This window comes from Arthrobacter sp. NPDC057388, assembly GCF_042668165.1.
Classification (GTDB): domain Bacteria; phylum Actinomycetota; class Actinomycetes; order Actinomycetales; family Micrococcaceae; genus Arthrobacter.
In genome coordinates this window covers 64,771-85,672 of record NZ_JBHVBL010000011.1, presented here as the reverse complement: position 1 = coordinate 85,672, position 20,902 = coordinate 64,771, and the positions used below count along the sequence as shown (strand labels likewise).

Annotated in this window: 22 protein-coding genes, 1 tRNA gene and 1 other RNA gene; 12 read left to right on the top strand and 12 right to left on the bottom strand. The window is 66.5% G+C overall.

The features are described 5' to 3' along the window. Nucleotides 1-37 precede the first annotated feature (37 nt). The 3 genes from ACFUTU_RS07855 (at nt 38) to ACFUTU_RS07845 (ending at nt 2,610) form a co-directional block, all read left to right on the top strand. On the top strand, nt 38-1,141 hold the full coding sequence (locus ACFUTU_RS07855) for a LacI family DNA-binding transcriptional regulator (RefSeq protein WP_377962893.1): 1,104 nt from the start codon (nt 38-40) through the stop codon (nt 1,139-1,141). A 68-nt stretch (nt 1,142-1,209) separates the two neighbouring features. After that, nucleotides 1,210-1,830 carry a GNAT family N-acetyltransferase gene (locus tag ACFUTU_RS07850; protein ID WP_377962891.1) on the top strand — a complete coding sequence of 207 codons (621 nt, stop codon included), beginning with the start codon at nt 1,210-1,212 and terminating at the stop codon, nt 1,828-1,830. Between the two features lie 45 nt (nt 1,831-1,875). Beyond that, nucleotides 1,876-2,610 carry a DNA alkylation repair protein gene (locus ACFUTU_RS07845; RefSeq protein ID WP_377962889.1) on the top strand — a complete coding sequence of 245 codons (735 nt, stop codon included), beginning with the start codon at nt 1,876-1,878 and terminating at the stop codon, nt 2,608-2,610. Here the strand turns inward: ACFUTU_RS07845 and mptB are convergent. Beyond that, nucleotides 2,603-4,159 carry a polyprenol phosphomannose-dependent alpha 1,6 mannosyltransferase MptB gene (gene mptB, locus ACFUTU_RS07840; protein ID WP_377962887.1) on the bottom strand — a complete coding sequence of 519 codons (1,557 nt, stop codon included), beginning with the start codon at nt 4,157-4,159 and terminating at the stop codon, nt 2,603-2,605. The two genes, ACFUTU_RS07845 and mptB, sit on opposite strands and share 8 nt — an antisense overlap. Before the next feature lie 207 nt (nt 4,160-4,366). On the opposite strand from mptB, the gene orn reads away from it, so the two are divergent. The 3 genes from orn to def all read left to right on the top strand — a co-directional run bounded on the left by orn (nt 4,367) and on the right by def (nt 5,931). Continuing rightward, nucleotides 4,367-5,029 carry an oligoribonuclease gene (gene orn / locus ACFUTU_RS07835; RefSeq protein ID WP_377962885.1) on the top strand — a complete coding sequence of 221 codons (663 nt, stop codon included), beginning with the start codon at nt 4,367-4,369 and terminating at the stop codon, nt 5,027-5,029. A gap of 131 nt (nt 5,030-5,160) precedes the next feature. Then, nucleotides 5,161-5,233: transfer RNA gene (locus ACFUTU_RS07830), tRNA-His, on the top strand. A 125-nt stretch (nt 5,234-5,358) separates the two neighbouring features. Beyond that, nucleotides 5,359-5,931: a peptide deformylase gene (gene def, locus ACFUTU_RS07825; RefSeq protein WP_377962883.1), complete on the top strand. Its 573-nt coding sequence runs from the start codon at nt 5,359-5,361 to the stop codon at nt 5,929-5,931. Between the two features lie 42 nt (nt 5,932-5,973). Here the strand turns inward: def and ACFUTU_RS07820 are convergent, their stop codons facing one another. From ACFUTU_RS07820 to rnpB, 5 genes are all read right to left on the bottom strand, one after another. Further along, on the bottom strand, nt 5,974-6,771 hold the full coding sequence (locus tag ACFUTU_RS07820) for an HNH endonuclease family protein (RefSeq protein WP_377962881.1): 798 nt from the start codon (nt 6,769-6,771) through the stop codon (nt 5,974-5,976). A gap of 127 nt (nt 6,772-6,898) precedes the next feature. After that, entirely contained in the window at nt 6,899-7,108 is a 210-nt protein-coding gene (locus ACFUTU_RS07815) for a hypothetical protein (protein ID WP_377962879.1), read from the bottom strand. A gap of 115 nt (nt 7,109-7,223) precedes the next feature. Next, nucleotides 7,224-8,717: a glyceraldehyde-3-phosphate dehydrogenase gene (locus ACFUTU_RS07810; protein WP_377962877.1), complete on the bottom strand. Its 1,494-nt coding sequence runs from the start codon at nt 8,715-8,717 to the stop codon at nt 7,224-7,226. A gap of 245 nt (nt 8,718-8,962) precedes the next feature. Continuing rightward, nucleotides 8,963-9,349 carry a hypothetical protein gene (locus tag ACFUTU_RS07805; RefSeq protein ID WP_377962875.1) on the bottom strand — a complete coding sequence of 129 codons (387 nt, stop codon included), beginning with the start codon at nt 9,347-9,349 and terminating at the stop codon, nt 8,963-8,965. A 22-nt stretch (nt 9,350-9,371) separates the two neighbouring features. Further along, nucleotides 9,372-9,763: RNase P RNA component class A (gene rnpB / locus ACFUTU_RS07800), an RNA gene on the bottom strand. A 115-nt stretch (nt 9,764-9,878) separates the two neighbouring features. Here rnpB and ACFUTU_RS07795 point away from each other — a divergent pair. Together ACFUTU_RS07795 and ACFUTU_RS07790 are read left to right on the top strand one after the other, a co-directional pair. Beyond that, complete coding sequence (locus ACFUTU_RS07795; RefSeq protein WP_377962874.1) at nt 9,879-10,742, top strand: alpha/beta hydrolase; 864 nt, start codon at nt 9,879-9,881, stop codon at nt 10,740-10,742. Between the two features lie 67 nt (nt 10,743-10,809). Then, nucleotides 10,810-11,574, top strand: coding sequence for a YaaA family protein (locus tag ACFUTU_RS07790; protein WP_377962873.1), 765 nt, complete (start codon nt 10,810-10,812; stop codon nt 11,572-11,574). Between the two features lie 27 nt (nt 11,575-11,601). On the opposite strand, the gene ACFUTU_RS07785 is transcribed toward ACFUTU_RS07790, so the two are convergent. Both ACFUTU_RS07785 and ACFUTU_RS07780 read right to left on the bottom strand, forming a co-directional pair. Beyond that, on the bottom strand, nt 11,602-12,339 hold the full coding sequence (locus tag ACFUTU_RS07785; protein WP_377962872.1) for a zinc ribbon domain-containing protein: 738 nt from the start codon (nt 12,337-12,339) through the stop codon (nt 11,602-11,604). A 122-nt stretch (nt 12,340-12,461) separates the two neighbouring features. Further along, entirely contained in the window at nt 12,462-13,364 is a 903-nt protein-coding gene (locus ACFUTU_RS07780) for a Nif3-like dinuclear metal center hexameric protein (protein ID WP_377962951.1), read from the bottom strand. Between the two features lie 116 nt (nt 13,365-13,480). On the opposite strand from ACFUTU_RS07780, the gene msrA reads away from it, so the two are divergent. The 3 genes from msrA (at nt 13,481) to epsC (ending at nt 15,634) form a co-directional block, all read left to right on the top strand. Further along, a complete protein-coding gene (msrA, locus tag ACFUTU_RS07775) occupies nt 13,481-14,005 on the top strand; it encodes a peptide-methionine (S)-S-oxide reductase MsrA (protein WP_377962870.1) in 525 nt (174 codons plus the stop codon). Nucleotides 14,006-14,072: 67 nt separating this feature from the next. Next, nucleotides 14,073-15,008 (top strand): cysteine synthase A, encoded by a 936-nt coding sequence (gene cysK, locus ACFUTU_RS07770; RefSeq protein ID WP_377962868.1) that lies wholly within the window; start codon nt 14,073-14,075, stop codon nt 15,006-15,008. A 41-nt stretch (nt 15,009-15,049) separates the two neighbouring features. Then, on the top strand, nt 15,050-15,634 hold the full coding sequence (epsC, locus tag ACFUTU_RS07765) for a serine O-acetyltransferase EpsC (protein ID WP_377962866.1): 585 nt from the start codon (nt 15,050-15,052) through the stop codon (nt 15,632-15,634). A gap of 118 nt (nt 15,635-15,752) precedes the next feature. Here epsC and gndA read toward each other — a convergent pair whose 3' ends face one another. Then, entirely contained in the window at nt 15,753-17,189 is a 1,437-nt protein-coding gene (gene gndA / locus ACFUTU_RS07760; RefSeq protein ID WP_377962864.1) for an NADP-dependent phosphogluconate dehydrogenase, read from the bottom strand. Nucleotides 17,190-17,307: 118 nt separating this feature from the next. Between gndA and ACFUTU_RS07755 the strand changes: the two genes are divergently transcribed. Further along, nucleotides 17,308-18,048: a FadR/GntR family transcriptional regulator gene (locus ACFUTU_RS07755; protein ID WP_377962862.1), complete on the top strand. Its 741-nt coding sequence runs from the start codon at nt 17,308-17,310 to the stop codon at nt 18,046-18,048. Between the two features lie 36 nt (nt 18,049-18,084). Here ACFUTU_RS07755 and ACFUTU_RS07750 read toward each other — a convergent pair whose 3' ends face one another. Genes ACFUTU_RS07750 through ACFUTU_RS07740 form a run of 3 tightly spaced genes read right to left on the bottom strand, consistent with a single transcriptional unit; the run spans nt 18,085 to nt 20,848 of the window. After that, on the bottom strand, nt 18,085-19,152 hold the full coding sequence (locus ACFUTU_RS07750; RefSeq protein ID WP_377962860.1) for an L-idonate 5-dehydrogenase: 1,068 nt from the start codon (nt 19,150-19,152) through the stop codon (nt 18,085-18,087). After that, nucleotides 19,152-19,922, bottom strand: coding sequence for an SDR family oxidoreductase (locus ACFUTU_RS07745; protein WP_377962858.1), 771 nt, complete (start codon nt 19,920-19,922; stop codon nt 19,152-19,154). Before ACFUTU_RS07745 ends, ACFUTU_RS07750 begins: the two co-directional genes overlap by 1 nt. Next, nucleotides 19,919-20,848, bottom strand: coding sequence for an NAD(P)-dependent oxidoreductase (locus ACFUTU_RS07740; protein WP_377962856.1), 930 nt, complete (start codon nt 20,846-20,848; stop codon nt 19,919-19,921). Before ACFUTU_RS07740 ends, ACFUTU_RS07745 begins: the two co-directional genes overlap by 4 nt. Between the last annotated feature and the right edge of the window lie 54 nt (nt 20,849-20,902).

Below are 20,902 nucleotides of genomic sequence, written 5' to 3'. Positions count from 1 at the left end.
TTCCCGAGCCGGGGCCCGTTGAAGAGGAGTTACGTTTGTGGCCGCAAGCACACTGACCCAAGTAGCCCGCCTGGCAGGAGTCTCCCCCGCCACCGCCAGCCGTGTCCTCAACGGTTCCGCCAGGACCCCGGGACCTGACATCGCGGAGCGCGTGCGGAAGGCCGCTGACTCCCTCGGCTACATCCCCAACGCCCAGGCGCAGGGCCTCGCCAAGTCGAGTTCCGGGCTCATCGGGCTCATCGTGCATGACATTGCCGACCCCTACTTCTCGGCCATTGCCCGCGGTGTGCAGGCCGCTGCCCGCCACCAGAACAAGATGGTGCTGCTGGCCACGACGGCGGGCGGCCCGGCCGACGAACGGGCGGCTGTGGCGGCCTTTGCCGCACGCCGGGCGGACTCCATTGTGATCGCGGGATCACGGTCTGCGCGGACTGCCGACAGCCAGGGCAACGCCGAACTGGCCGCCGAGCTCGACCGCTACTGCCGCAACGGCGGCCGGGTGGGCGTGGTGGGGCACGCCGTGGTAGGCGCCGAATCGGACGAGGGCTATCACGTGGTTGAAGTTCCCAACGAGGCGCTTGCGGCGGAACTCGCCCGCGAACTGGCCAGGTTCCATGCCGGGGAGTTCGTGGTTATTGCCGGCCCGGAGGGTCTCCTGACATCCGACGACCGGGTCCGCGGCTTCCAGCGCGGCCTGGCGGATGCCGGGCTGCCGCAGGCGGATGTCCTGCATACCGGATTCGACCGCGCGGGCGGCTATGACGCCGGGCTGGAACTCGCCGGCCGCATCGGGGGGCACGGCGGAACCGATGGGGACAGTTCCGCCTCCTCACGTCCCCGGCTCTGCATCTTCGCGGTTAACGACGTCATGGCAATCGGCGCCACCGCAGCCCTGCGTTCCAAAGGGCTGCGGATCCCCCGGGATGCGGCAATCGCCGGGTTTGACGACATCGAGACCCTGCGGGATTTCCGCCCTGCGCTCTCCACCGTCCGGCTCCCCTTGGAGGAGATCGGCAGGCTGGCTGTTCCCGGACCGGGCCAGCCGGAAGCCGCTGATGCGGCTGTCACCGGCGAGGTGACGCTACGACGCAGCACGGAGCCTGTCGGAGAGCCCAGGCAGGCCGGCGAACCCGCTTCCTAGTTCCCCGACAAATAGTTCCCCGGCAGATCCAGTTGCGGCAGCAACGCCGCCCGGCAAGGGAGGTAACCATGGCACAGCGTGGACACGAGGCAGCAGGCGCCATCACCACAGCGCCCGCCGACTGGCCCGCCGTCGAACAGCTGTTCGGCGTCCGGGGTGAACCGTCCCGGTGCTGGTGCCGCTTCTTTGCCCTGCCGGGTGCCAGCTTTGGCGCCACTCAGCCTGCTGACCGCAAGGCACAGCTGAAAAACAAGTTCGACGGCGGTGGACCGGCACCGGGCGTCCTGGCACACCGCGGCGGTTCCGCCGTCGGGTGGTGCGCCGTGGAACCGCGGCACTGCTACCCACGAATTCTCCGGTCGCAGGTGTTCAGGGCGGCCGGCGCGGCAGTGTCCGGCGACAGCGCTGGCGACGAACAGAGTTGCGTCTGGTCGGTGAGCTGTTTTGTGGTCGCTCCCGGCCACCGGCGCAACGGCGTGGCCGCCGCCCTGCTGGGCGCCGCCGTCGACCACGCACGCGCCAACGGGGCCGCCATCGTGGAGGCGTATCCGGTGGACCCCGCGCAGCGGCCGAAGGCCGGGCCGGCGGACCTGTACCAGGGCACGCTCGGGCTGTTCCTCGGCGCCGGGTTTGAAGTGGTCAGCGACGCTGTTCCCGGGCGCGCGGTGGTGCGGCTGCGCGTGGCTTAAGCCGGTCGCCGCGTCTCAGGCCCCTGCGACGACTATCTTGGCAGCATGGCAAATGAAGCGGTGCTGGCGTTGATTCGCGCCCAGCTGCGGGCGGCGGCGGACCCCGTCCGCGGCGCCGCGGCGCAGGCCTACATGAAGTCCTCCACGCCGTCCCTCGGAGTCCGCGTGCCGGAGGTGCGCAAGACCGTCAAAGCCGCGGCCGCCGCCCATCCCTTTGGCACCTCCGAAGAGCTGCGGTCCACGGTGCTTGCCCTGTGGCGCGAGGCCCAATACCGGGAGGAACGGTATGCGGCGATTGACCTGACAGGACTGCGGAGCGTGGCCGTGGACCTCCGGATGTTGCCGGTGTACGAGGAGATCATCCGCACGGGCTCATCGTGGGACTACGTGGACGGTGTGGCGCACCGGATCGGCGCGCTGCTCCAGGCCCACCGGGAGGAAATGACCGGTGTCCTGCTGCACTGGAGCACCAACCGGGATTTCTGGTTCCGGCGGGCGTCCATAACCGCCCAGCTGGGAGCAAAATCCCGGACGGACACCGGCCTGCTCTCGGCGGTCATCGAGGCGAACCTGGCCGACAATGAGTTCTTTATCCGCAAGGCCATCGGGTGGGCGCTGCGTGAGTTCGCCAAGACCGACCCCGGCTGGGTGCTCGGGTTCGTGACACGCCATGGACCGGCCCTCAGCCCGCTTTCACGCCGGGAGGCTCTGAAAAACCTTCCCGCGGCAACGGATCGTGCCGCAGCGGATCCTGCCGGACGGGACGGACAGGTCAGATAACCGGACGGGTTGTGACCGGCTGGTCCGCCTTGCTGAACAGCAGCTTGGTGCTGCGGTCCAGGAAGATCAGGTACAGCGCAAACAGCAGCGCGATAATGGCGGCCGCATTCCGGGCGAGTGCCAGGGCAAGGCCGAGGTCGTCGGTCTGCAGGTAGGGGAAGACTTCCAGCTGGTCGGAGATGGCGTAGACCATGAAGAAGGACACAATGAAGTACAGGGCCTTGACCTGCCAGTCGTCGCGGATGCCGGTGACGGCGAACAGCGGGATCAGCCACACCACGTACCAGGACTGGATCATGGGCGCCAGCACCACCACCGCCGCGAACGCCAGGGTCAGCCGGCGCATGAGGCGGTCGTGCCCACCCCGGAAGATCTGCCACGCGACGATGCCCACGGCAAGCAGCTTCCCGGCGTCGTAAACCCACTTGGCAAGACCCCAGCCGTCCAGGCTGAACGCATTGGCGATGGAGGCCACCACCAGGCCAAGCAGCCCCACCGGTGCGTACCAGATCCAGACGCTGCCCGGCGCCGACAGGCCGTTGATCCAGCCGAACCCGAACCCGTTCACCAGGCTCATTGCATAGAGCAGGGCAACGCTGATTCCGGCCGTCAAACCCCAGAACACAAACTTCCGGGGCCAGCTGGCTCCCTTGCCGGCCCACAGCAGGCCGATGAACGGAAGGAACACCACGGTGATGGGCTTCACCGCGATGGAGGCCGTGACCAGAACGATGCCGAGGATGACCCGCCGCGTGGCGCAGTAGTACAGGCCCGCGAGGGCGAGCCCGATCATCAGGGCATCGTTGTGGACGCTGGCGATGAAGTTGGTCAGGAACAGCGGGTTCGCTGCCGTCAGCCAGAGGGCACGGTGCGGATTGACCCCGTGCAGGTCGGCAAGCTTGGGAACGTAGATGATGCACAGCACCACACCGGCCAAGGCAGCGAGTCGGAACAGCATGATGCTGGCTTCCGGATGCACATTGGTGGACCACACCACGACCTGCTCGATCCACAGGAACAGCTGGCCGTAGGGAACCGGAGCCTCGGTCCACATCTTGTCCGCGCCAAGCTGGAAGTAGTTGGACAGCGCCGAGATGCCGTTTTCATAGGGGTTGAAGCCCTCGACCATCAACCGGCCCTGGCCGATATAGGCGTACACGTCCCGGCTGAAGAGGGGAACCGTGAACATCATGGGAAGGCCCCAGGCGACCACGGCCTGGAGCGTAGCCCTGCGGGCCTGGCGGCCCCAGACATGAACGTGTTGGCCCAGCCTGAGCCAGGCCCGGACCAGGAGCATGCCGCCCACTGCCAGCAGAACGATGGAGAGCCCGACGCCGAACGCTTCGGTGCGCATCCAGATGAACAGCGGCATCCGCCGCAGCTCCGAGACGGGAGCCAGCCAGCCGACGCCGAGCGAGCCGATGAGCAGGAACATGGAACCGATGAAACCGGAGAGAATCGGCGAACGTGGGTTGTCCACTTCCGGCCGGGCCGGGTCCATGGAAGTGCCGGTGGCCGTTTCCCCTATCGCAGGCACAGGCGCCGTCATCTCAGGATCATCCAATCTCTTCTGCGCCTATTCTCCCTAGGCTTGTCTTTTGTGGGCGCAAACCCACGCGCCGGCAGGCTGGGCGGCCGGCCAAATGGGGCGTACCCGGGCACGCGGCCGCGCAGGAACCCGTTGCCGTGTACCCGAAATATTAGCATCGGAGCGCCTCTCCAAGGCTTGCCAGCGGCTAAACGGTAGGCTGAACGGGTGCCTATTACTAACGAACGCATCGTCTGGATCGACTGCGAAATGACCGGCCTCGACAGCGTCAACGACGCCCTGATCGAGGTCGCTGCCCTGGTGACCGATTCCGAGCTGAACATCCTCGGCGACGGGGTGGATGTGGTGATCAAGCCGGACGACACCGCCCTCGCGCAGATGAACGACTTCGTGCGGGACATGCACACCCGCTCAGGCCTCCTGAAAGAACTTCCGGCCGGAAAAACGATGGCCGAAGCGGAAGAACTGGTGCTGGACTACATCCGCAAGTGGGTTCCGGACCCCCGCAAGGCACCCCTCGCCGGCAACTCGGTGGGAACGGACCGGGTCTTCCTGGCCAGGGACATGCCTTCGGTGGTGGAGCACCTGCACTACCGCATCATTGACGTCAGCACCATCAAGGAACTGGCCCGCCGCTGGTACGCGCGGGCCTACTTCCAGGCGCCGGCGAAGCTCGGCGGCCACCGCGCCCTTGGTGACATCAAGGATTCCATCGACGAGCTCCGGTACTACCGGGAAGCCGTCTTCGTTGCCGCCCCGGGGCCGGACAGCGCCACGGCCCAGAAGATCTCCCAGCGAATCGCGGCCTCGCCCTCCGCCGTTGACCAGCAGGCACCGGAAAGCGTTCCGCCGACCACTGCGCAGAAGTAATCTGCGCCACGTTTGAGGGAAATTTTGCCGAAACTGCCAAAAGTGGCAAAAGCAAGCCCCAACAGCAGGTACACTATTTCTCGTTGCCTTTTCGGACGGCCGGGAAAACCGGACGGTCTGCGGGGCACATGGTGGGCGTAGCTCAGTTGGCAGAGCGCCTGGTTGTGGTCCAGGAGGTCGCGGGTTCAACCCCCGTCGCTCACCCGCACCGAGGCCGGCAAGTATTTGCCGGCCAGCAACAAAGGCCGTACCGGTTACCCGGTGCGGCCTTTGTTGGTTTTCACCCCTGCCGGCTCGCGCCCGGCAAAGCGCCGAAGGAATTCCCTCACATGACCGTTCTGCCCATCACCATCTGGGGTGAGCCGGTGCTGCACCGCCGGGCCACCGAAGTCGAGGAGTTCGACGACGGGCTCCGCCAGCTGATTGCCGACATGTTCGAGACCAATGACAAGGCGAACGGCGTGGGACTGGCGGCCCCGCAGGTCGGCGTAGGCAAACGGATTTTCGTGTACAAGTACGAGAACGAGGACGGCGCTCCCCCGGCCGGGGTGGTCGTCAATCCTGTCCTTACCCTCTCCAAGGTCTCCGGGGCGCTGCCGGATCCGGACGAGGAAGTGGAGGGCTGCCTTTCCTTCCCCGGTGAGCAGTATCCGCTCAAGCGCGCCGAGTGGGTACGCGTCCAGGGGTTCGACGGGCACGGCGATCCGGTGGAGTTTGAGGCCACCGGCTGGTTCGCCCGCATCATCCAGCACGAGTACGACCACCTGGACGGCAAGCTCTACGTCAACCGCCTCATCGACAGGTACGCACGCAAGGCGATGAAGCAGGCGAAGAAGAGCGGCTGGGGCGTCCCCGGCCTGACCTGGATGCCCGGCGTGGACCCGGACCCCTTCGGCCACTGACCCTTTCGGGCACTGACCCTTTCGGCTACTAGCCCCGGCTGCCTACCGCGGCACCACTGTCTGCTGCTGCGGGCATGCAGCCAGGACCCGGGCCATGGCTTCCTTCTCGGGCTGCGTGACCCACAGCCCGTACGCTGCCTTCACCGAAATCTGCCGCGCCACGTAGTGGCACCGGAGTGCCCTGTTCTTGGGCAGCCAGGCCGCGGCATCCGAAGCGCCTTTATCCTGGTTGGCCTGCCCGTCGGCAGCTATGAGGTTGAGGGGGTCGTTGGCGAGGTTTTGCCGCTCGGTCAGCGTTAACTGCTGGGCGCCCTTCTGCCAGGCGTCGCCCAGTGCAACGACGTGGTCGATTTGGACGTCTTTGCTCGATTCCGCTCCGCGGACGAACCTGACGGACAGCCCCACGTACGGCTCGTGCATGCTGCCGGAGGCGACCTTGCACTTTGATCCCCTGGTGTATGTGACGTCGCGGAGATCGCGGCGCAGGATGTCGTTGCGGGTGTCGCAGCCGTTGTGGTCCGCGTCCTGCCAGGCCTGGCCGAAGGCGGCCCGGTCATAGTCGCCGCCGGAGGCCCTGCCCTTTACGGCGAGTTCTTCCAGGGCAGCGGCCGCGCCGCCCCGCGGTACCGGGTGCGGGGGCGTAACCGGCTTCATCCAGGTGGCGTCGAACACGGGCGCCTCGCTGGGGCCGGACACTGCGGGCCCGACGGCGATGAACTGGCCGGCCGTGAAAAACCACAGGACGGCGGCGAGCACCGAAACGGCGGCGGCAGCGAGCACCGCCCAGGCCTGCCGGGAGTGGCGGCGGGCCCGCCGGTAAGCGGCCCAGCTGGCGCTCACAGGTACGGCCCCGGGCAGCAGTTTCGGCCATGTTGGGGTTCCACACCCAGGAGCCTAGGCGATACCGCCCGGGGCTGTGCGGGTATCCACAGTGTTGAGGACAGGTGCCGTGTGGAGGGCGGGTTCCCTACTGCTCGCGCATGACCCGGCGGAGATCGGTGTTGGCGAGGTCAAGGAGCCGTTCCAGCTGGGCCACTCTTTCGTCGCCGATTTCCCCGGCCGCATGTGAAATGCGTGCCTCATCCAGAAGCCTCTGGGCTTCCTTCTGGTTGGCCTTTGCAACATCGAGGGCATGTTCCAGGGTGGTCTCATGCTGGAGTGTCGGGTTCTGTTCCATGACACAAGTCTGTCCCCGATTACCGGCCGATTCCAGAGAATTCCCCGGGAACTTCCGGGGAAGGCGTCAGCCCCGCCGGCACGGCTGTGCGGGCGGGGCTGACGGCAGTTTTGGGTCAGACTGAGGCTGCCGCGGCCAGGACCGGGGCGGCATCCTTGTCGGAGTCCTTCGCCGGGAAGGTCGGCGGGTTGACCCCTGCCATTTCCTCCATGACACGGACCACCTGGCAGCTGTAGCCGAACTCGTTGTCGTACCAGACGTAGACAACCAGGTTCTTGTCGTTGGAGATGGTGGCGAGGCCGTCGACGATGCCGGCACGGCGGGAGCCGACGAAGTCGGTGGAAACCACTTCGGGAGAGTCGATGTAGTCGATCTGCTTGCGCAGGTCCGAGTGCAGCGACATCTCGCGCAGGTAATCGTTGACCTCGTCCTTGGTGGTGCCCCGTTCGAGGTTCAGGTTCAGGACAGCCAGGGATACGTCCGGGGTGGGGACGCGGATGGAGCTGCCGCTGAGCTTGCCCTGCAGTTCCGGCAGCGCCTTGGCCACGGCCTTGGCGGCACCCGTCTCGGTGATCACCATGTTCAGGGCGGCGGAGCGTCCGCGGCGGTCGCCCTTGTGGAAGTTGTCGATCAGGTTCTGGTCATTGGTGAAGGAGTGGACCGTCTCCACGTGTCCGTGGATCACGCCGTACTTGTCATTGAGCGCCTTCAGGACCGGGGTGATGGCGTTCGTGGTGCAGGACGCTGCCGTCACGATCTTGTCCGACTCGGCGATGTCGCGGTGGTTGATGCCGTGGACGATGTTCTTCAGCTCGCCCTTGCCCGGCGCGGTGAGCAGGACCTTGGCGACGCCCTTGCTCAGCAGGTGCTGGCCGAGCCCTTCGGCGTCGCGCCAGCGGCCGGTGTTGTCCACCACGAGGGCGTCCTTGATGCCGTAGGCGGTGTAGTCGATGGTCGCGGGGTTGTCCGAGTAGATGACCTGGATCCGGACGCCGTTGGCCGTGATCGTGTTGGCCTCGGTGTCCACCCGGATGGTTCCTTCGAAGGAGCCGTGGACGGAGTCGCGGCGCAGCAGGCTGGCGCGCTTGGTGAGGTCGTTGTCGGAGCCGCGCCGGACCACGATGGCGCGCAGGCGCAGGCCGTGGCCGCCGCCGGCCTTTTCGATGAGGAGCCGCGCCAGCAGGCGGCCGATCCGGCCAAAGCCGTAGAGCACGACGTCGGTGCTGGTACGCTCGTCGGCGCCGCGCTTGCCAACAATCTCAGCCAGTTCGGCACGGAGGAATTCCTCCAGGGTCAGGTCGCCGCCGTCGGACTTGAACTTCTGGTTCAGGCGGGCAATATCGATGGCGGCGGCACCAAGGTCCAGCTGTGCCAGCGTGTTCAGCAGCGGTGCCGTCTCCTCCAGGAGCAGCTCGTCCTTGCTCATCCGGCGCGCGAAGCGGTGGGCCTTCAGGATGTTCATGGTGGACTTGTTGATCAGGCTGCGGCCGTGGATGGAGGTAACCACGTTATTTTCACGGTACAGCCGGCCGATCACCGGGATCATGGCCTCGGCGAGTGCCTCCCGGCTCATCCACGTATCAAGACAAGAATCTGACGTCTGGCTCACAGAACTACCTTCCTTGGTTCAACCGGCTACGTCCTCGTAAGCCGGATGGCGGCCACTGGAAGTTATCCAGGGCAAGCTGGCACCGGCGGGGTTTCGGTCTACCCCGGATGCCGTTGGACGTGCAAAGAAAAACCGCCGGCTGCGAACGCAGATCCGGCGGAAGAACTTCTACGTTCACCATCCATTCTAGGGCGGGCCGGAGGCCCGGAACGGCCGTGCGCCCGTGAAATCACTCACACGGTGATTTACCTCTCGCCATATTGCACACGGCCGATGCTCCATGCAGAGACGTTCCGCAGGTCCACCCTCGTGGCGTTCAGGCGGATGGGGGTTCCGCCGGAGATCACCATGGGTTCAAGAAAATGGATGAACCGGACCTGGTTCTCCGGTGCAGCCTGTCCCCCGCCGGGAGTCTCCGCCAGGTACTCGCTTGATGTGCTGATTTGAGCCATCTGGCGCCGGGTCCACGCTTCCTCACTGACGACCGAGCCGGAGACTATCGTCCCGTCGACTATGACCGTGAGCTCGATGGTGCCGTCAGGATCCTGGCGGCCGGGGCCAAAGAGGGGTGCGAGCAGCAGGTCCAGCCGCGGGTCGATGCCGGACGTTTTATGCGGGAGATCGTCAGTCACGGGTTTACCTTCCAGCGTTGTGCGGATGGGTTGGCCGATACGCCGGGTTCTGTCCTCCCGGGCCGTTGCCGGCACGGGAGTGGCGGCCATCCATCTACGAACGCCGTTGCCGACGCCCTCCAGCGGCCTACCCGGACACTCGGGCGGGCAGCCCTCAAACGTGCCCTGTCTGGCCTTGCTCCGGGTGGGGTTTACCTAGCCTTTCCGGTCACCCGGAAAGCTGGTGGTCTCTTACACCGCCGTTTCACCCTTACCCGGTTCGTGCCGCTTTCAAATCGGCGCGACCCGGGCGGTCTGTTTTCTGTGGCACTGGCCTGCGGGTTACCCCGAGTGGGCGTTACCCACCACCCTGCCCTGTGGAGCCCGGACGTTCCTCGAGCCACTTCCGTGGCGCGCGGCCGCCTGGCCAACCCATCCTTCAGTCCAGTCTACGGTCTTCCAGCGGTGTCATATGAACGCCCGTCCCGGGGCTTAGGATCAGGAAATGGACCTGATGCCCTCTCCGGGGCCGCGTTTTCCGCGGCGACACATGCTGAAGCTGACAGGAATCGCTGCAGGACTGACCGCGGCCGCCACGTCAGCCTGCACGGCCCCGTCTCCGGTCCCCGATCTAAGCCGCCCGGCAACCAGCGCGGGCATTCCGACGCCTTCCCCGTCCCCCGTGCGGCCTTTCACGGTCTCCACCCGGCGCGGCGCTTTTGTGTCCCGCTTCCGTCCGTCGGTGACCACACGCTGGTCCATGGCCGTGCCGCTTCCGGAACAGGCCAACCAGCTGCTGCCCGTAGCTGTCTTCCTGCACGGCCGGAGCGGCAGCAGCGACATCCTGCTGCGCGAGCTCGCTGCCCACCGGGCGCTGCAAAGCTATCTCGCCGACGGCGGGACGCCCTTTGGCATTGCCGCCGTCGACGGCGGCAACTCGTGGTGGCATGCCCGCGCCGACGGCACCGACACCCAGTCGATGCTGGTGCTGGAGTTCCTGCCGTTCCTGGCCGAGCAGGGGTTTGACCTCGGAAAGGTCGCCCTCTTCGGCATCTCGATGGGGGGTTTCGGCGCCCTCCTTCTGGCATCGCTGGGCAGGGTGGCGGGGCTTCGCGCCGTTGCGGCCATGAGCCCGGCCATCTGGCCCAGCTACCAGTCAGGGATGTCCGGCGCCTTCGACAGCCCCGCCGATTTCGCGGCGAACAACGTTTTCCCGCTGCGGCCGCGGCTTGCCGCGACACCCACGTGGGTCGACTGCGGCAGCGAAGATGCCCTGGCCCCACAAGTGCGGGCCTACCGGTCGGGACTTCCCGGACAGGTGGAGGGAGGCATCGGGCCCGGCGGGCACAACATGACCTACTGGCGGTCCGTGCTGCCGGATGTGCTGGATTTCATGGGGCGCTCCCTCGGCTGATCCAGGCGCACTGGCTGATCCGGGCGCACTGGCCGGCGGGGGCGAACCCGGCGGCTAAGATCGTACGGTGCTGATTCTGCTTCCCCCCTCCGAAGGCAAGACTCCTGCTGCCGACGGCGCCGCCATGGACTGGGCTTCATTGAGCTTCCCCGCGCTGAACGCCTACCGGGCAAAGGTGCTGGACGCGCTGGGAACAGTGAGCGCGCATGAGGATGCCCTCGCCCTGCTGGGCGTCGGAGCCTCACTCAAGGACGACGTCGAACGCAACACCCGGCTCCACGCCGAACCGGCGGCTCCGGCGCACCAAGTGTATTCGGGGGTGCTGTACGACGCACTCGGCTACAGGTCGATGACGCCGGCGCAGCGGCGCCGGGCGGATGAGTCGGTCCTGGTCATCTCCGCGCTGTGGGGCGCCATTCGGTTCGCAGACTCCGTGCCCGCCTACCGGCTGTCCATGTCAACGGCACTGCCCGACGTCGGACGCCTTGCCTCATTCTGGAAACCGCAGCTGACCGATGCCCTCGGCGGCGTGGCCGACGGCCACCTCCTGGTTGATTGCCGCTCCAGCACCTACGCCGCAGCGTGGGCTCCCCCGGCGGCAGCCACCGTGACAGTCAATGTCTTCACCGAGGTGAACGGCACACGCAAGGTGGTCAGCCACTTCGCCAAGCACACCCGGGGTGAGCTGGCACGGCACCTGCTGACGCGCCGGGGCAAGGCCCCGGAGACGCCGGAGCAGCTGCGGAAGGCCGCGGCCGAAAAGTGGGCTGCGGAACTTGTTCCGGGCACGGCGCGCAAGGCGCACGCCCTGAACATCATCCTGCCGGGCTAGACCTGCGCCGGGGCCGCGGCCGATGCGCTAGACCCACTCGGCGGAGCGCACCAGGATGCAGCCGGAATCCGGGCAGAAGACGATGTCGTCCTCGGCGGCGGCCTTGATCTCGGCGAGGTCCCCCGGGCTCAGCTGCATGCCGGAGCCCTCGGAGGTGCCGTGGAAGAGGCGCGCCGCACCCACTCCGCGGCGGGCCAGGGTCTTCTCGTAGACCGCAAGCATTCCGGTGTCCAGCCCTGCGGCGAAGGCGGTCCGCTTTGCGGCCACCTCGTTCTCTTCCGCAGCAACTTCGGCCAGGGCGGCATCGAGCTCGGCACGGATCCCGCCAAAGGAACCCTGGATGTCATCCACGATGCTTTGCTGGGCGGCCTGCCGTTCCCGCAGGACGTCCAGCCGCTCGAGGACCTCCAGCTCGACGTCCTCCAGGTCTGAACGGCGCTTGTTGAGCGAGGCTATGTCCTTCTGCAGTGCAACGAGATCCTTGGACAGGCCGGTGCCGCTGTTGAGCCTGGCCTCGTCCTTTTCGATCCGCACCGCCACCTGCTCCACATCCGCCTCGGCACGCTTCAGCTCCGCCTCGGCGTCATGGACGGCGAGCTTCGCGGCGCCCAGTTCCCCGTTGGCTACGTTGAGGGCGGCTTCGAGATCGGTGATCCGGGGATCGTTTTCCAGGCTGCGGCGGCGGTTGGAGAGTGCTTTCAGCCGGGCGTCCAGGCCTTGGAGCTCGAGCAACTTCAATTGTTCCGCCGGTGCTGCCTTGGCCACGTTTTACCTCCGCGTTGATCCCATCCGGCCGCCGGCCGGCACCCCTGTGGGGTTTTCTAGACTCTAGCGCCTAACGCGCTCCCCAGCCTCGCCGGCGTGCGCCCGGTGCGGGCACGCCGGGCTTAACCGGGAGTGAGTATGAAGTCCCACGGATCGCTGTTGGTGGTGCTGACGCGGATCTCGACGTCGAGGCCCTGGTCCGTGAGCACGTTGCCCAGCGCTTCGGCGGCGGCCGGAAGCCACAGCCATTCGCTCGCGAAATGTGAAACATCAATGAGGTACGGACGGCCGTTCACGGCCGCTTCCCTGGCTTCCGACGCCGGGTGGTGGCGCAGGTCCGCAGTGACATACAGGTCAGCGTTGCTGGCCCTGACCTCGTCGAAGAGGGAGTCCCCCGCGCCGCCGCACACGGCAACCCGCTGCACCAGCCCGTCCTTGTCGCCGGATACGCGTACTCCGCCGGCCACGGACGGGAGGATCCCGAAGACGCGCGCGGCGAAATCACCCAGGGTCATTGACTCGCCAAGGTCCCCGACCCGCCCGATGCCTTCCTCCGGAAGGCCGTCGGACGCGGGGGTCAGCGGTGATACGTTCTGCAGGCCCAGGGCGTCGGCCAGGACGTCGGAAACGCCGCCCACGGCTGAGTCGCCGTTGGTGTGGACGGTCAGCAGCGCAGTGCCGGATTCAATCAGCCGGTGCACGGCCCTGCCTTTGGGAGTGTTGGCAGCGACCGAGGTGACGCCCTTAAGGAGCAGCGGGTGGTGGGTGATGAGCAGTTCCGCGCCCCATTCGATGGCCTCGTCGATGACCTCGATGGTGGGGTCCACGGCGAACATGACGCGCGTGACTTCAGCGGAGGGGTGGCCGGCCACGAGGCCCACCTCATCCCATGCCTCGGCAAGGGACTCGGGCCAGAGTTCCTCCACAGCCAGCATCAGCTGGCCCAGCGTTGCCGCTGCTGGTGACTCGGCGGCGTCGGGAGCTTCTTCCGGTTCCGCTGCAACGTCGCTGTTCACAGGTTCCATACTCATATTTTTACCCTACCGCCGGCTCTTGCCCTGATTGGCAGATGACTCGGACCGGGAGCTAAGCCTAGGCTTGGTTGGGGAATCATTGGCGCGCGTCAACCATTGAAGAGGACATGAAAACTTTTGTGCTTGGCGGAGGCTGCTTCTGGTGCCTGGACGCCGTCTACCAGAAAACGAAGGGCGTCACGTCAGTGGTATCGGGATACACCGGCGGCCATGAGCGCGACCCCGACTACTACTCCGTCTGTTCCGGCACCACGGGGCATGCGGAGGTGGTCGCCGTGACGTTCGATGAGGAGGTCATCCCGGCCGAGATCATCCTGGACATGTTCTTCGCCCTGCACGACCCCACGACGCTTAACCGCCAGGGGTACGACGTCGGCACGCAGTACCGCTCGTCAATGTTCTATGAGACCACCGAGGAAAAGATCCTCTTCGAGGAGGCGATCGAGCGGAACCAGCCGCTGTGGTCCCGGCCGATTGTGACCGAAGTCAGCCGGCTTCCGGTGTTTTATCCGGCGGAGAACATTCACCAGAACTATTACGCCAAGTACCCGGAGCAGGGGTATTGCCAGGTCATCATCAACCCGAAGCTGGCCAAGGCGCGGAAATATTACTCTGCGTGGCTTAATGCGTAGCAGGGGCGCTGACCCCATCGTTAGGCTGGCCAAAGTATTCCCTCCTGAGAGATAGGCGCAAGTACACATGGCACGGATCTACGACGATGTAACACAGCTGGTGGGCGGCACCCCGCTGGTCAAGCTCAACCGCCTGACGGAAGGCCTGGACGCCACCGTTGCGGTCAAGCTTGAGTTCTACAACCCGGCCAACAGCGTCAAGGACCGTATCGGCGTCGCGATTATCGACGCTGCAGAAAAGTCCGGCGCGCTGAAGCCCGGCGGAACCATCGTCGAAGGCACTTCCGGCAACACCGGCATCGCCCTGGCCATGGTGGGCGCAGCCCGCGGCTACAAGGTCATCCTGACCATGCCGGAAACCATGTCCACCGAGCGGCGCGTCATGCTCCGCGCCTTTGGTGCCGAAATTGTGCTGACCCCGGGCTCCGAAGGCATGCGCGGCGCCGTGGAAAAGGCCCAGGAAATCGTGGCCAACACCGAGAACTCCATCTGGGCCCAGCAGTTCGCCAACGAAGCCAACCCGGAGATCCACCGCAAGACCACCGCTGAGGAGGTCTGGGCCGACACCGACGGCAAGGTTGACATCTTCGTCTCCGGCATCGGCACCGGCGGAACCATCACGGGTGTCGGCCAGGTCCTGAAGGAGCGCAACCCGGACATTCAGATCGTGGCCGTGGAGCCCAAGGACTCCCCGATCCTCAACGGCGGTGCCCCCGGCCCGCACAAGATCCAGGGTCTCGGCGCCAACTTCATCCCGGAGCTCCTGGACACCAACGTCTACGACGAGGTCCTGGACGCCACCCTCGAAGACTCCGTGGCCGTGGCCCGCGAGCTGGGCATCAAGGAAGGCATCCTGGGCGGCATCTCCTCCGGCGCCATCGTGTGGGGCGCCCTCGAACTGGCCAAGCGCCCGGAGAACGCGGGCAAGCTGATCGTCGCGGTCGTCTGCGACTTCGGTGAGCGTTACATCTCCACCGTCCTCTATGACGATATCCGAGGCTAGGCCTTAGCCAGCCGCTTTCCGTTTCCTGTAGAAAGATCTTTGTGGGTTTCTTCGCAAGACTTAAGGAAGACCTCGACGCCGCCCGGTCACATGACCCGGCGGCTCGAGGTTCTTTTGAGAACTTTTTCGCCTACTCCGGGCTGCATGCCATCTGGGCGCACCGCCTGACGCACAAGCTGTGGCAGAACCCGGCCACCCGGTTCCCCGCCCGGCTCATTTCACAGCTGGCACGCTTCCTGACCGGCATTGAGATCCATCCCGGCGCCACCATCGGCCGCCGCTTTTTCATCGACCACGGCATGGGCGTGGTCATTGGCGAAACAGCCGAGATCGGCGAGGACGTCATGATCTACCACGGCGTCACGCTCGGCGGCCGTTCCCTGGCCAAGGTCAAGCGCCACCCCACCATCGGGGACCGGGTCACGATCGGCGCGGGGGCCAAGATCCTGGGGCCGATCAACATCGGCAACGACAGCGCCGTGGGAGCGAACGCCGTCGTAGTCAAGGACGCACCGGCCGAGTCCATCATCACCGGTATCCCGGCGAGCTGGCGGCACCGCGACGCGCAGCGGGAGACCAAGCCCGCAGTGGACCCGGCAGAGTATTACATCGAGTACCGGATCTGACCCCCTTCTGAGGATCCGTCCCTGAAGGCGGTCCGCTTCGGCACCGCGGACACACAAACGGCCGGCCTCCCGAATAATCCGGGAGGCCGGCCGTAGCTGTGTCATGCCGCGAATGTGGCTAGTGGGTGTCCACTGCCTCGATCTCGGACTTGTCCTCGCCCCACAGGGTGTGGAAGGTACCCTCGGCGTCGACGCGGCCGTAGGTGTGGGCACCGAAGAGGTCACGCTGGCCCTGGATCAGGGCAGCAGCGACGCGCTTGCGGCGCAGGCCGTCGTAGTAGGCCAGCGACGACGAGAAGACCGGAACCGGGATGCCCAGCTGGACGGCGACGGCCACCACGCGGCGCCATGCCGGCAGGGCGTCGGCGATGGCTTTGGTGAACGCCGGAGCGAACAGCAGGTTGGCCGGCTTTTCGTCGGCAGCGTAGGCCTTGGTGATGTCCTTGAGCAGCTCGGCGCGGATGATGCAGCCGGCGCGCCACAGGGAGGCGATCTCGTCCAGCTTGAGGTCCCAGCCGTATTCCTTGGCAGCGGACGTCAGCATGTCCAGGCCCTGGGCGTAGGAGACCAGCTTGGATGCGTACAGTGCCTGGCGGACGTCCTCGACGAAGGTTTCGGGGATTTCAACGGTCGCCTCGTTGCCCGCCAGCAGCTCCTGGCCCAGCTTGCGCTGCTCGGCCTGCGAGGACAGCGCGCGGGCGAACACGGACTCCGCGATGCCGGACACCGGCGAGCCCAGTTCCAGTGCGGAGATGACCGTCCAGCGGCCGGTGCCCTTCTGGCCGGCGGCGTCCACCACGACGTCGACGAACGGCTTGCCGGTCTTGGCGTCCACGTGGCCCAGGACTTCGGCGGAGATTTCGATCAGGAAGGAGGACAGGTCGCCCTTGTTCCATTCAGCGAAGATCTTGGACTGCTCGGCGGGCTCGATGCCGGCACCGGAGCGAAGGAGGTCGAAGGCCTCGCCGATGACCTGCATGTCGGCGTATTCGATGCCGTTGTGGACCATCTTCACGAAGTGGCCGGCGCCATCCGTGCCAACCCATGCACAGCAGGGTTCGCCGTCGACCTTCGCGGAGATCTTCTCCAGCAGCGGGCCGAGGGCCTTGTAGGACTCCTTGGAACCGCCAGGCATGATGGACGGGCCGTTGAGGGCGCCTTCTTCACCGCCGGAAACTCCGACGCCGACGAAGTGCAGGCCCTTGGCGGCCAGCGCAGCCTCCCGGCGGCGGGTGTCCTCGTAGTGCGAGTTGCCGGCGTCGATGACGATGTCGCCCTCTTCCAGGAGGGGAACCAGCTGGTCGACGACTGCGTCAACGGGGGCACCTGCCTTGACCATGATCAGGACGCGGCGCGGCTTTTCGAGGGAGTTGACCAGTTCCTCAAGGGATTCGGTCCGGACGAAGTCGCCCTCGTGGCCGTGCTTTTCGAGCAGGGCGTCGGTCTTGCCGACGGAGCGGTTGTGCAGGGCAACGGTGAAGCCGTTGCGGGCAAGGTTGCGGGCCAGGTTGGCGCCCATCACCGCAAGGCCGGTGACACCGATGTGTGCTGACATCAAAAACTCCAATTCAGTGTGTGCGTCGGTCGTTGTGAATAAAGCATATATATTCGTGGCCAGCGGCGAAAGCCTGTGACCACTCCTTGGACGCAAACCGCCGATTATGCTTACCACTATGTCAACCAGCCTCCACCACCGTGCCGTCGAGCACCTGGGTACCAGAATCGTCGACGGCAGCCTTCCGCCAGGGCACGTGATGCTCGCGGAACAGCTGGAGGATGAACTGCAGGTGTCCCGTTCGGTGATCCGGGAGGCAGTCCGCGTGCTGCAGTCCCTGGGCCTGGTGGAGACCACCAAACGCGTCGGCATCAAAGTCCTGCCGGCCCACCGCTGGAACCCGTTTGATCCGCTTGTGATCCGCTGGCGGCTGGCCGGGGAAGGACGCGGCGCCCAGCTGCGTTCCCTCGCGGAGCTCCGCTCCGCCGTCGAACCCGTGGCCGCGGAACTCGCAGCGGTCAATGCCCCGCAGGAGCTGCGGCAGGAACTGCTCGACGTTGCCCTGGCCATGCGCGACGCCGGCAAGGCGGGCGACGTTCCCCGCTTCCTTGAGCTGGACATCCAGTTCCACTCCCTGCTGCTCAGCGGCTCGGGCAATGAAATGTTCGCCAACCTCGTAGGCCAGGTGGCCGAGACCCTCACCGGCCGCACCGTGCATGGGCTCATGCCGGACCGCCCGCGGGACCTGACGCTGCAGTGGCACCTGGACGTGGCCGAAGCCATTTTCGGCGGACATGCGGCAGAGGCCCGTGAGGCGTCAAGCAGGATCATGCGCCGCACCATCTCGGAAATGGAGCCCGTGTGGGTTGAGCAGCCGCGGGTGTTCGTTCCGCTGCAGCGGCGGACCCAGTCCGCCTAGGTCTCCGATCTGCGGTCCGCCGCCTGGCCTGTGCCCCTAACCTCCGAAGTTGAGGAGGACTTTGCCGGATTGGGCGGAGTTGCGGGCGGTGCCGAAGGCTTCGAGGGCGTGGGTGACGGGGTAGTCGTGGGTGATGACCGGGCCGATGTTCAGGGTGCCGTCGGCGAGGGCGGTGATGACCTCGTCGATTTCGTCGTTGAACCGGAACGAGCCCTTCAGGTCCAGTTCGCGGGTAATGGCCAGGGAGATCAGGACCGGCTGGGGCCCGGTGGGCAGCAGCCCGACCATGACCACGGTCCCGCCCCGGCCCGCGCCGGTGATCGCGGAGGCCAGGCCGTGGTGGTTGCCAGAGGATTCGATCACGACGTCGGCCTGCACCGCGGCGATCGCCTCGGCGTCCGCGGCGTGCAGGACCTCGTCCGCGCCCACCGCCGTGGCGATCTCCAGCGGTTTGTCGTGCATGTCGACCGCGACGATCCGGGCCGCGCCGGCGCGTTTGAGCACGGCCACGGTCAGCGCCCCGATCGGGCCGGACCCGATCACCAGGGCGGTCTTGCCGGCCACGTCCCCGGCCCGGGACACCGCATGCCACGCCACACTGGCCGGTTCGATCAGCGCCGCGGTCCGCAAATCCAATGTTTCGGGCAGTTCCCGGAGCATCCGCACCGGCAGGTTCACGTACCGGCTGAACGCCCCGTCCGTGTGCGGGAACCGCGCCGCCGACCCCAGGTACGTGCACCCCGGCGACAGGTTGGGCCGCTCCTGCGGGTACCGCACCGACCCGTCGCCGGGGCCCGGGGTGGCCGGGTGCACCGCCACCGGCGTGCCCGCCACCGGGCCCTCACCATTGGCCGCTGCTTTGACGATCCGGCCGCTGATCTCATGCCCCAGCACCAGCGGGGCCTTCAGGATCGACTCCCCCGCCGCACCGTGCAGCCAGTAATGCAGGTCCGACCCGCAAATCCCCCCGAACAGGACCTCCACCACCGCCTCATCCGGTCCCGGCGCCCGCAGCGGGACCTCGTCGATCCGCAGGTCGCCCTTGCCGTGCGCGACCACCGCCGGACCCGACACCGGCAGAACACTGTTCACCGCTGTTGTCATCAGACCACCACCGTCATTCCGCCGTCGATAAAGATCGTCTGCCCGTTCACGAAATCAGACCCGGACGAGGCCAGCCACACCGCCGGACCCGCCAAATCCTGCACCGTACCCCACCGCGCCGCCGGCGTCCGGCCCAGAATCCACGCATTAAACGCCTCGTCGTCCACCAGGTTCTGCGTCATCTCGGTATGGATATACCCCGGCGCGATCCCGTTGATCTGCAGCCCCGACCCCGCCCACTCCGCAGTCATCGCCCGCGTCAGGTTCCGCAGCCCGCCCTTCGCCGCCACATACGGGGCAATCGTGGGCCGGGCCAGGTCCGTCTGCACCGAACAGATATTGATGATCTTCCCGTGCCCCCGGCCGATCATGTGCCTCGCCGCAGCCCGGCCCACCAGGAACGCGCTCGTCAGATCCGTCGAGAGCACCCGCTCCCAGTCCGCCACATCCAGCTCCAGCATCGGCACCCGGTGCTGGATCCCGGCATTGTTCACCAATACCTCCAACGGGCCCACGTGCTCCTCGACCCACGCCACCCCGGCCTGCGCGGCGGCGTCGTCCGTGACGTCAAACGCCACACTGTGCACCCGGCCCGGCGCATAATCCGCGGCCATCGCAGCCTCCGCCGCCTTCAACCGCCCGGCGTTGACCCCGTTCAACACCACCGTCGCGCCCGCGTCAGCCAGGCCCCGCGCCAACGCGTTACCAATCCCCCGGCTCGAACCAGTCACCAAAGCAACCCGCCCGGTCAAATCAAAAAGTGAAGTCATGAAACGATCCCTTCTGTGGCGCCCGCGGCACCTGTCCTGCTGAGGTTGGAAATGGTTTGCCGCACAACGGCCAGGTCCTGGTCACCCAGGCCCTGCCGTTTCAGCTCGGCGTAGAGCTCGACGCCGGCCCGCGCCATCGGGACTGCGGCGCCTGTCGCGTCGGCAGACTCCACGACGAAGGACAGGTCCTTGTGCATGAACTTCGCCGGGCCGGTGGGGGCATAGTCCTTTCGGGCAATCCGCGGACCCACCTGGTCCAGCACCCTGCTTCCGGCCAGACCGCCGGACAGGACCTCGTAGAGGGCCGCAACGTCGACGCCGGAGCGCTCGGCGACCTCGGCAGCTTCGGCGAGCGCCGCCGTCGTGGTTCCCACCACCAACTGGTTGCAGGCCTTTGCCAGCGATCCTGCGCCGAGCGGCCCCAAGAGCCTGACCGTGGTGCCCATCGCCTCGAAGAACGGAAGCAGCCGGCGGAAGTCGGCCTCATCGTCCGCGCCGGCCATGATGGCCAGCGTGCCTTCCATTCCGCCCTTCGTCCCGCCGCTGACCGGCGCGTCCAATACCACGGCATTGCCTGCACTGGCCTCCGCGACCTTATGCCCGAAGGCCCTGACTGCGGTGGGGGAAACGCTGCTCATGACCACCACAGCCGTACCGGCCGCCGGCGGTGAAGACTGCCAGTCCGCCAGCAGGCCGGTGGCCGCGTCCTCGATGTAGGCGAGGTCCGGCAGCATGAAAACGATCACCGGCTCGTCCCTTAGCTGCACCACACTGTCTGCTGCCGCGCCGCCGAGGCTCCGGAAATCCTCAAGCGCGCCCGGCGACCGGTTCCATGCCGTAACGGACCAGCCCTTCTGCACCAGGTTCGCCGCCATGGGCGCGCCCATCAGGCCCAGGCCTACAAAGCCTGCCCGCTGTATGTTCATCGAGGTGCGTCCTCACTTCGTTGTGGTCAAAGAAATCTGTTCAGTATTCTAGCC

Excerpts from the sequence above, each read along its gene's own strand:
- ACFUTU_RS07850 (WP_377962891.1), top strand. The coding sequence starts at position 1,210 with ATGGCACAGCGTGGACACGAGGCAGCAGGCGCCATCACCACAGCGCCC.
- ACFUTU_RS07845 (WP_377962889.1), top strand. The coding sequence starts at position 1,876 with ATGGCAAATGAAGCGGTGCTGGCGTTGATTCGCGCCCAGCTGCGGGCG.
- mptB (WP_377962887.1), bottom strand. The coding sequence starts at position 4,159 with ATGACGGCGCCTGTGCCTGCGATAGGGGAAACGGCCACCGGCACTTCC.
- def (WP_377962883.1), top strand. The coding sequence starts at position 5,359 with ATGACCGTTCTGCCCATCACCATCTGGGGTGAGCCGGTGCTGCACCGC.
- ACFUTU_RS07815 (WP_377962879.1), bottom strand. The coding sequence starts at position 7,108 with ATGGAACAGAACCCGACACTCCAGCATGAGACCACCCTGGAACATGCC.
- ACFUTU_RS07795 (WP_377962874.1), top strand. The coding sequence starts at position 9,879 with ATGCTGAAGCTGACAGGAATCGCTGCAGGACTGACCGCGGCCGCCACG.
- ACFUTU_RS07780 (WP_377962951.1), bottom strand. The coding sequence starts at position 13,364 with ATGGAACCTGTGAACAGCGACGTTGCAGCGGAACCGGAAGAAGCTCCC.
- msrA (WP_377962870.1), top strand. The coding sequence starts at position 13,481 with ATGAAAACTTTTGTGCTTGGCGGAGGCTGCTTCTGGTGCCTGGACGCC.
- cysK (WP_377962868.1), top strand. The coding sequence starts at position 14,073 with ATGGCACGGATCTACGACGATGTAACACAGCTGGTGGGCGGCACCCCG.
- gndA (WP_377962864.1), bottom strand. The coding sequence starts at position 17,189 with ATGTCAGCACACATCGGTGTCACCGGCCTTGCGGTGATGGGCGCCAAC.
- ACFUTU_RS07755 (WP_377962862.1), top strand. The coding sequence starts at position 17,308 with ATGTCAACCAGCCTCCACCACCGTGCCGTCGAGCACCTGGGTACCAGA.
- ACFUTU_RS07750 (WP_377962860.1), bottom strand. The coding sequence starts at position 19,152 with ATGACAACAGCGGTGAACAGTGTTCTGCCGGTGTCGGGTCCGGCGGTG.
- ACFUTU_RS07745 (WP_377962858.1), bottom strand. The coding sequence starts at position 19,922 with ATGACTTCACTTTTTGATTTGACCGGGCGGGTTGCTTTGGTGACTGGT.
- ACFUTU_RS07740 (WP_377962856.1), bottom strand. The coding sequence starts at position 20,848 with ATGAACATACAGCGGGCAGGCTTTGTAGGCCTGGGCCTGATGGGCGCG.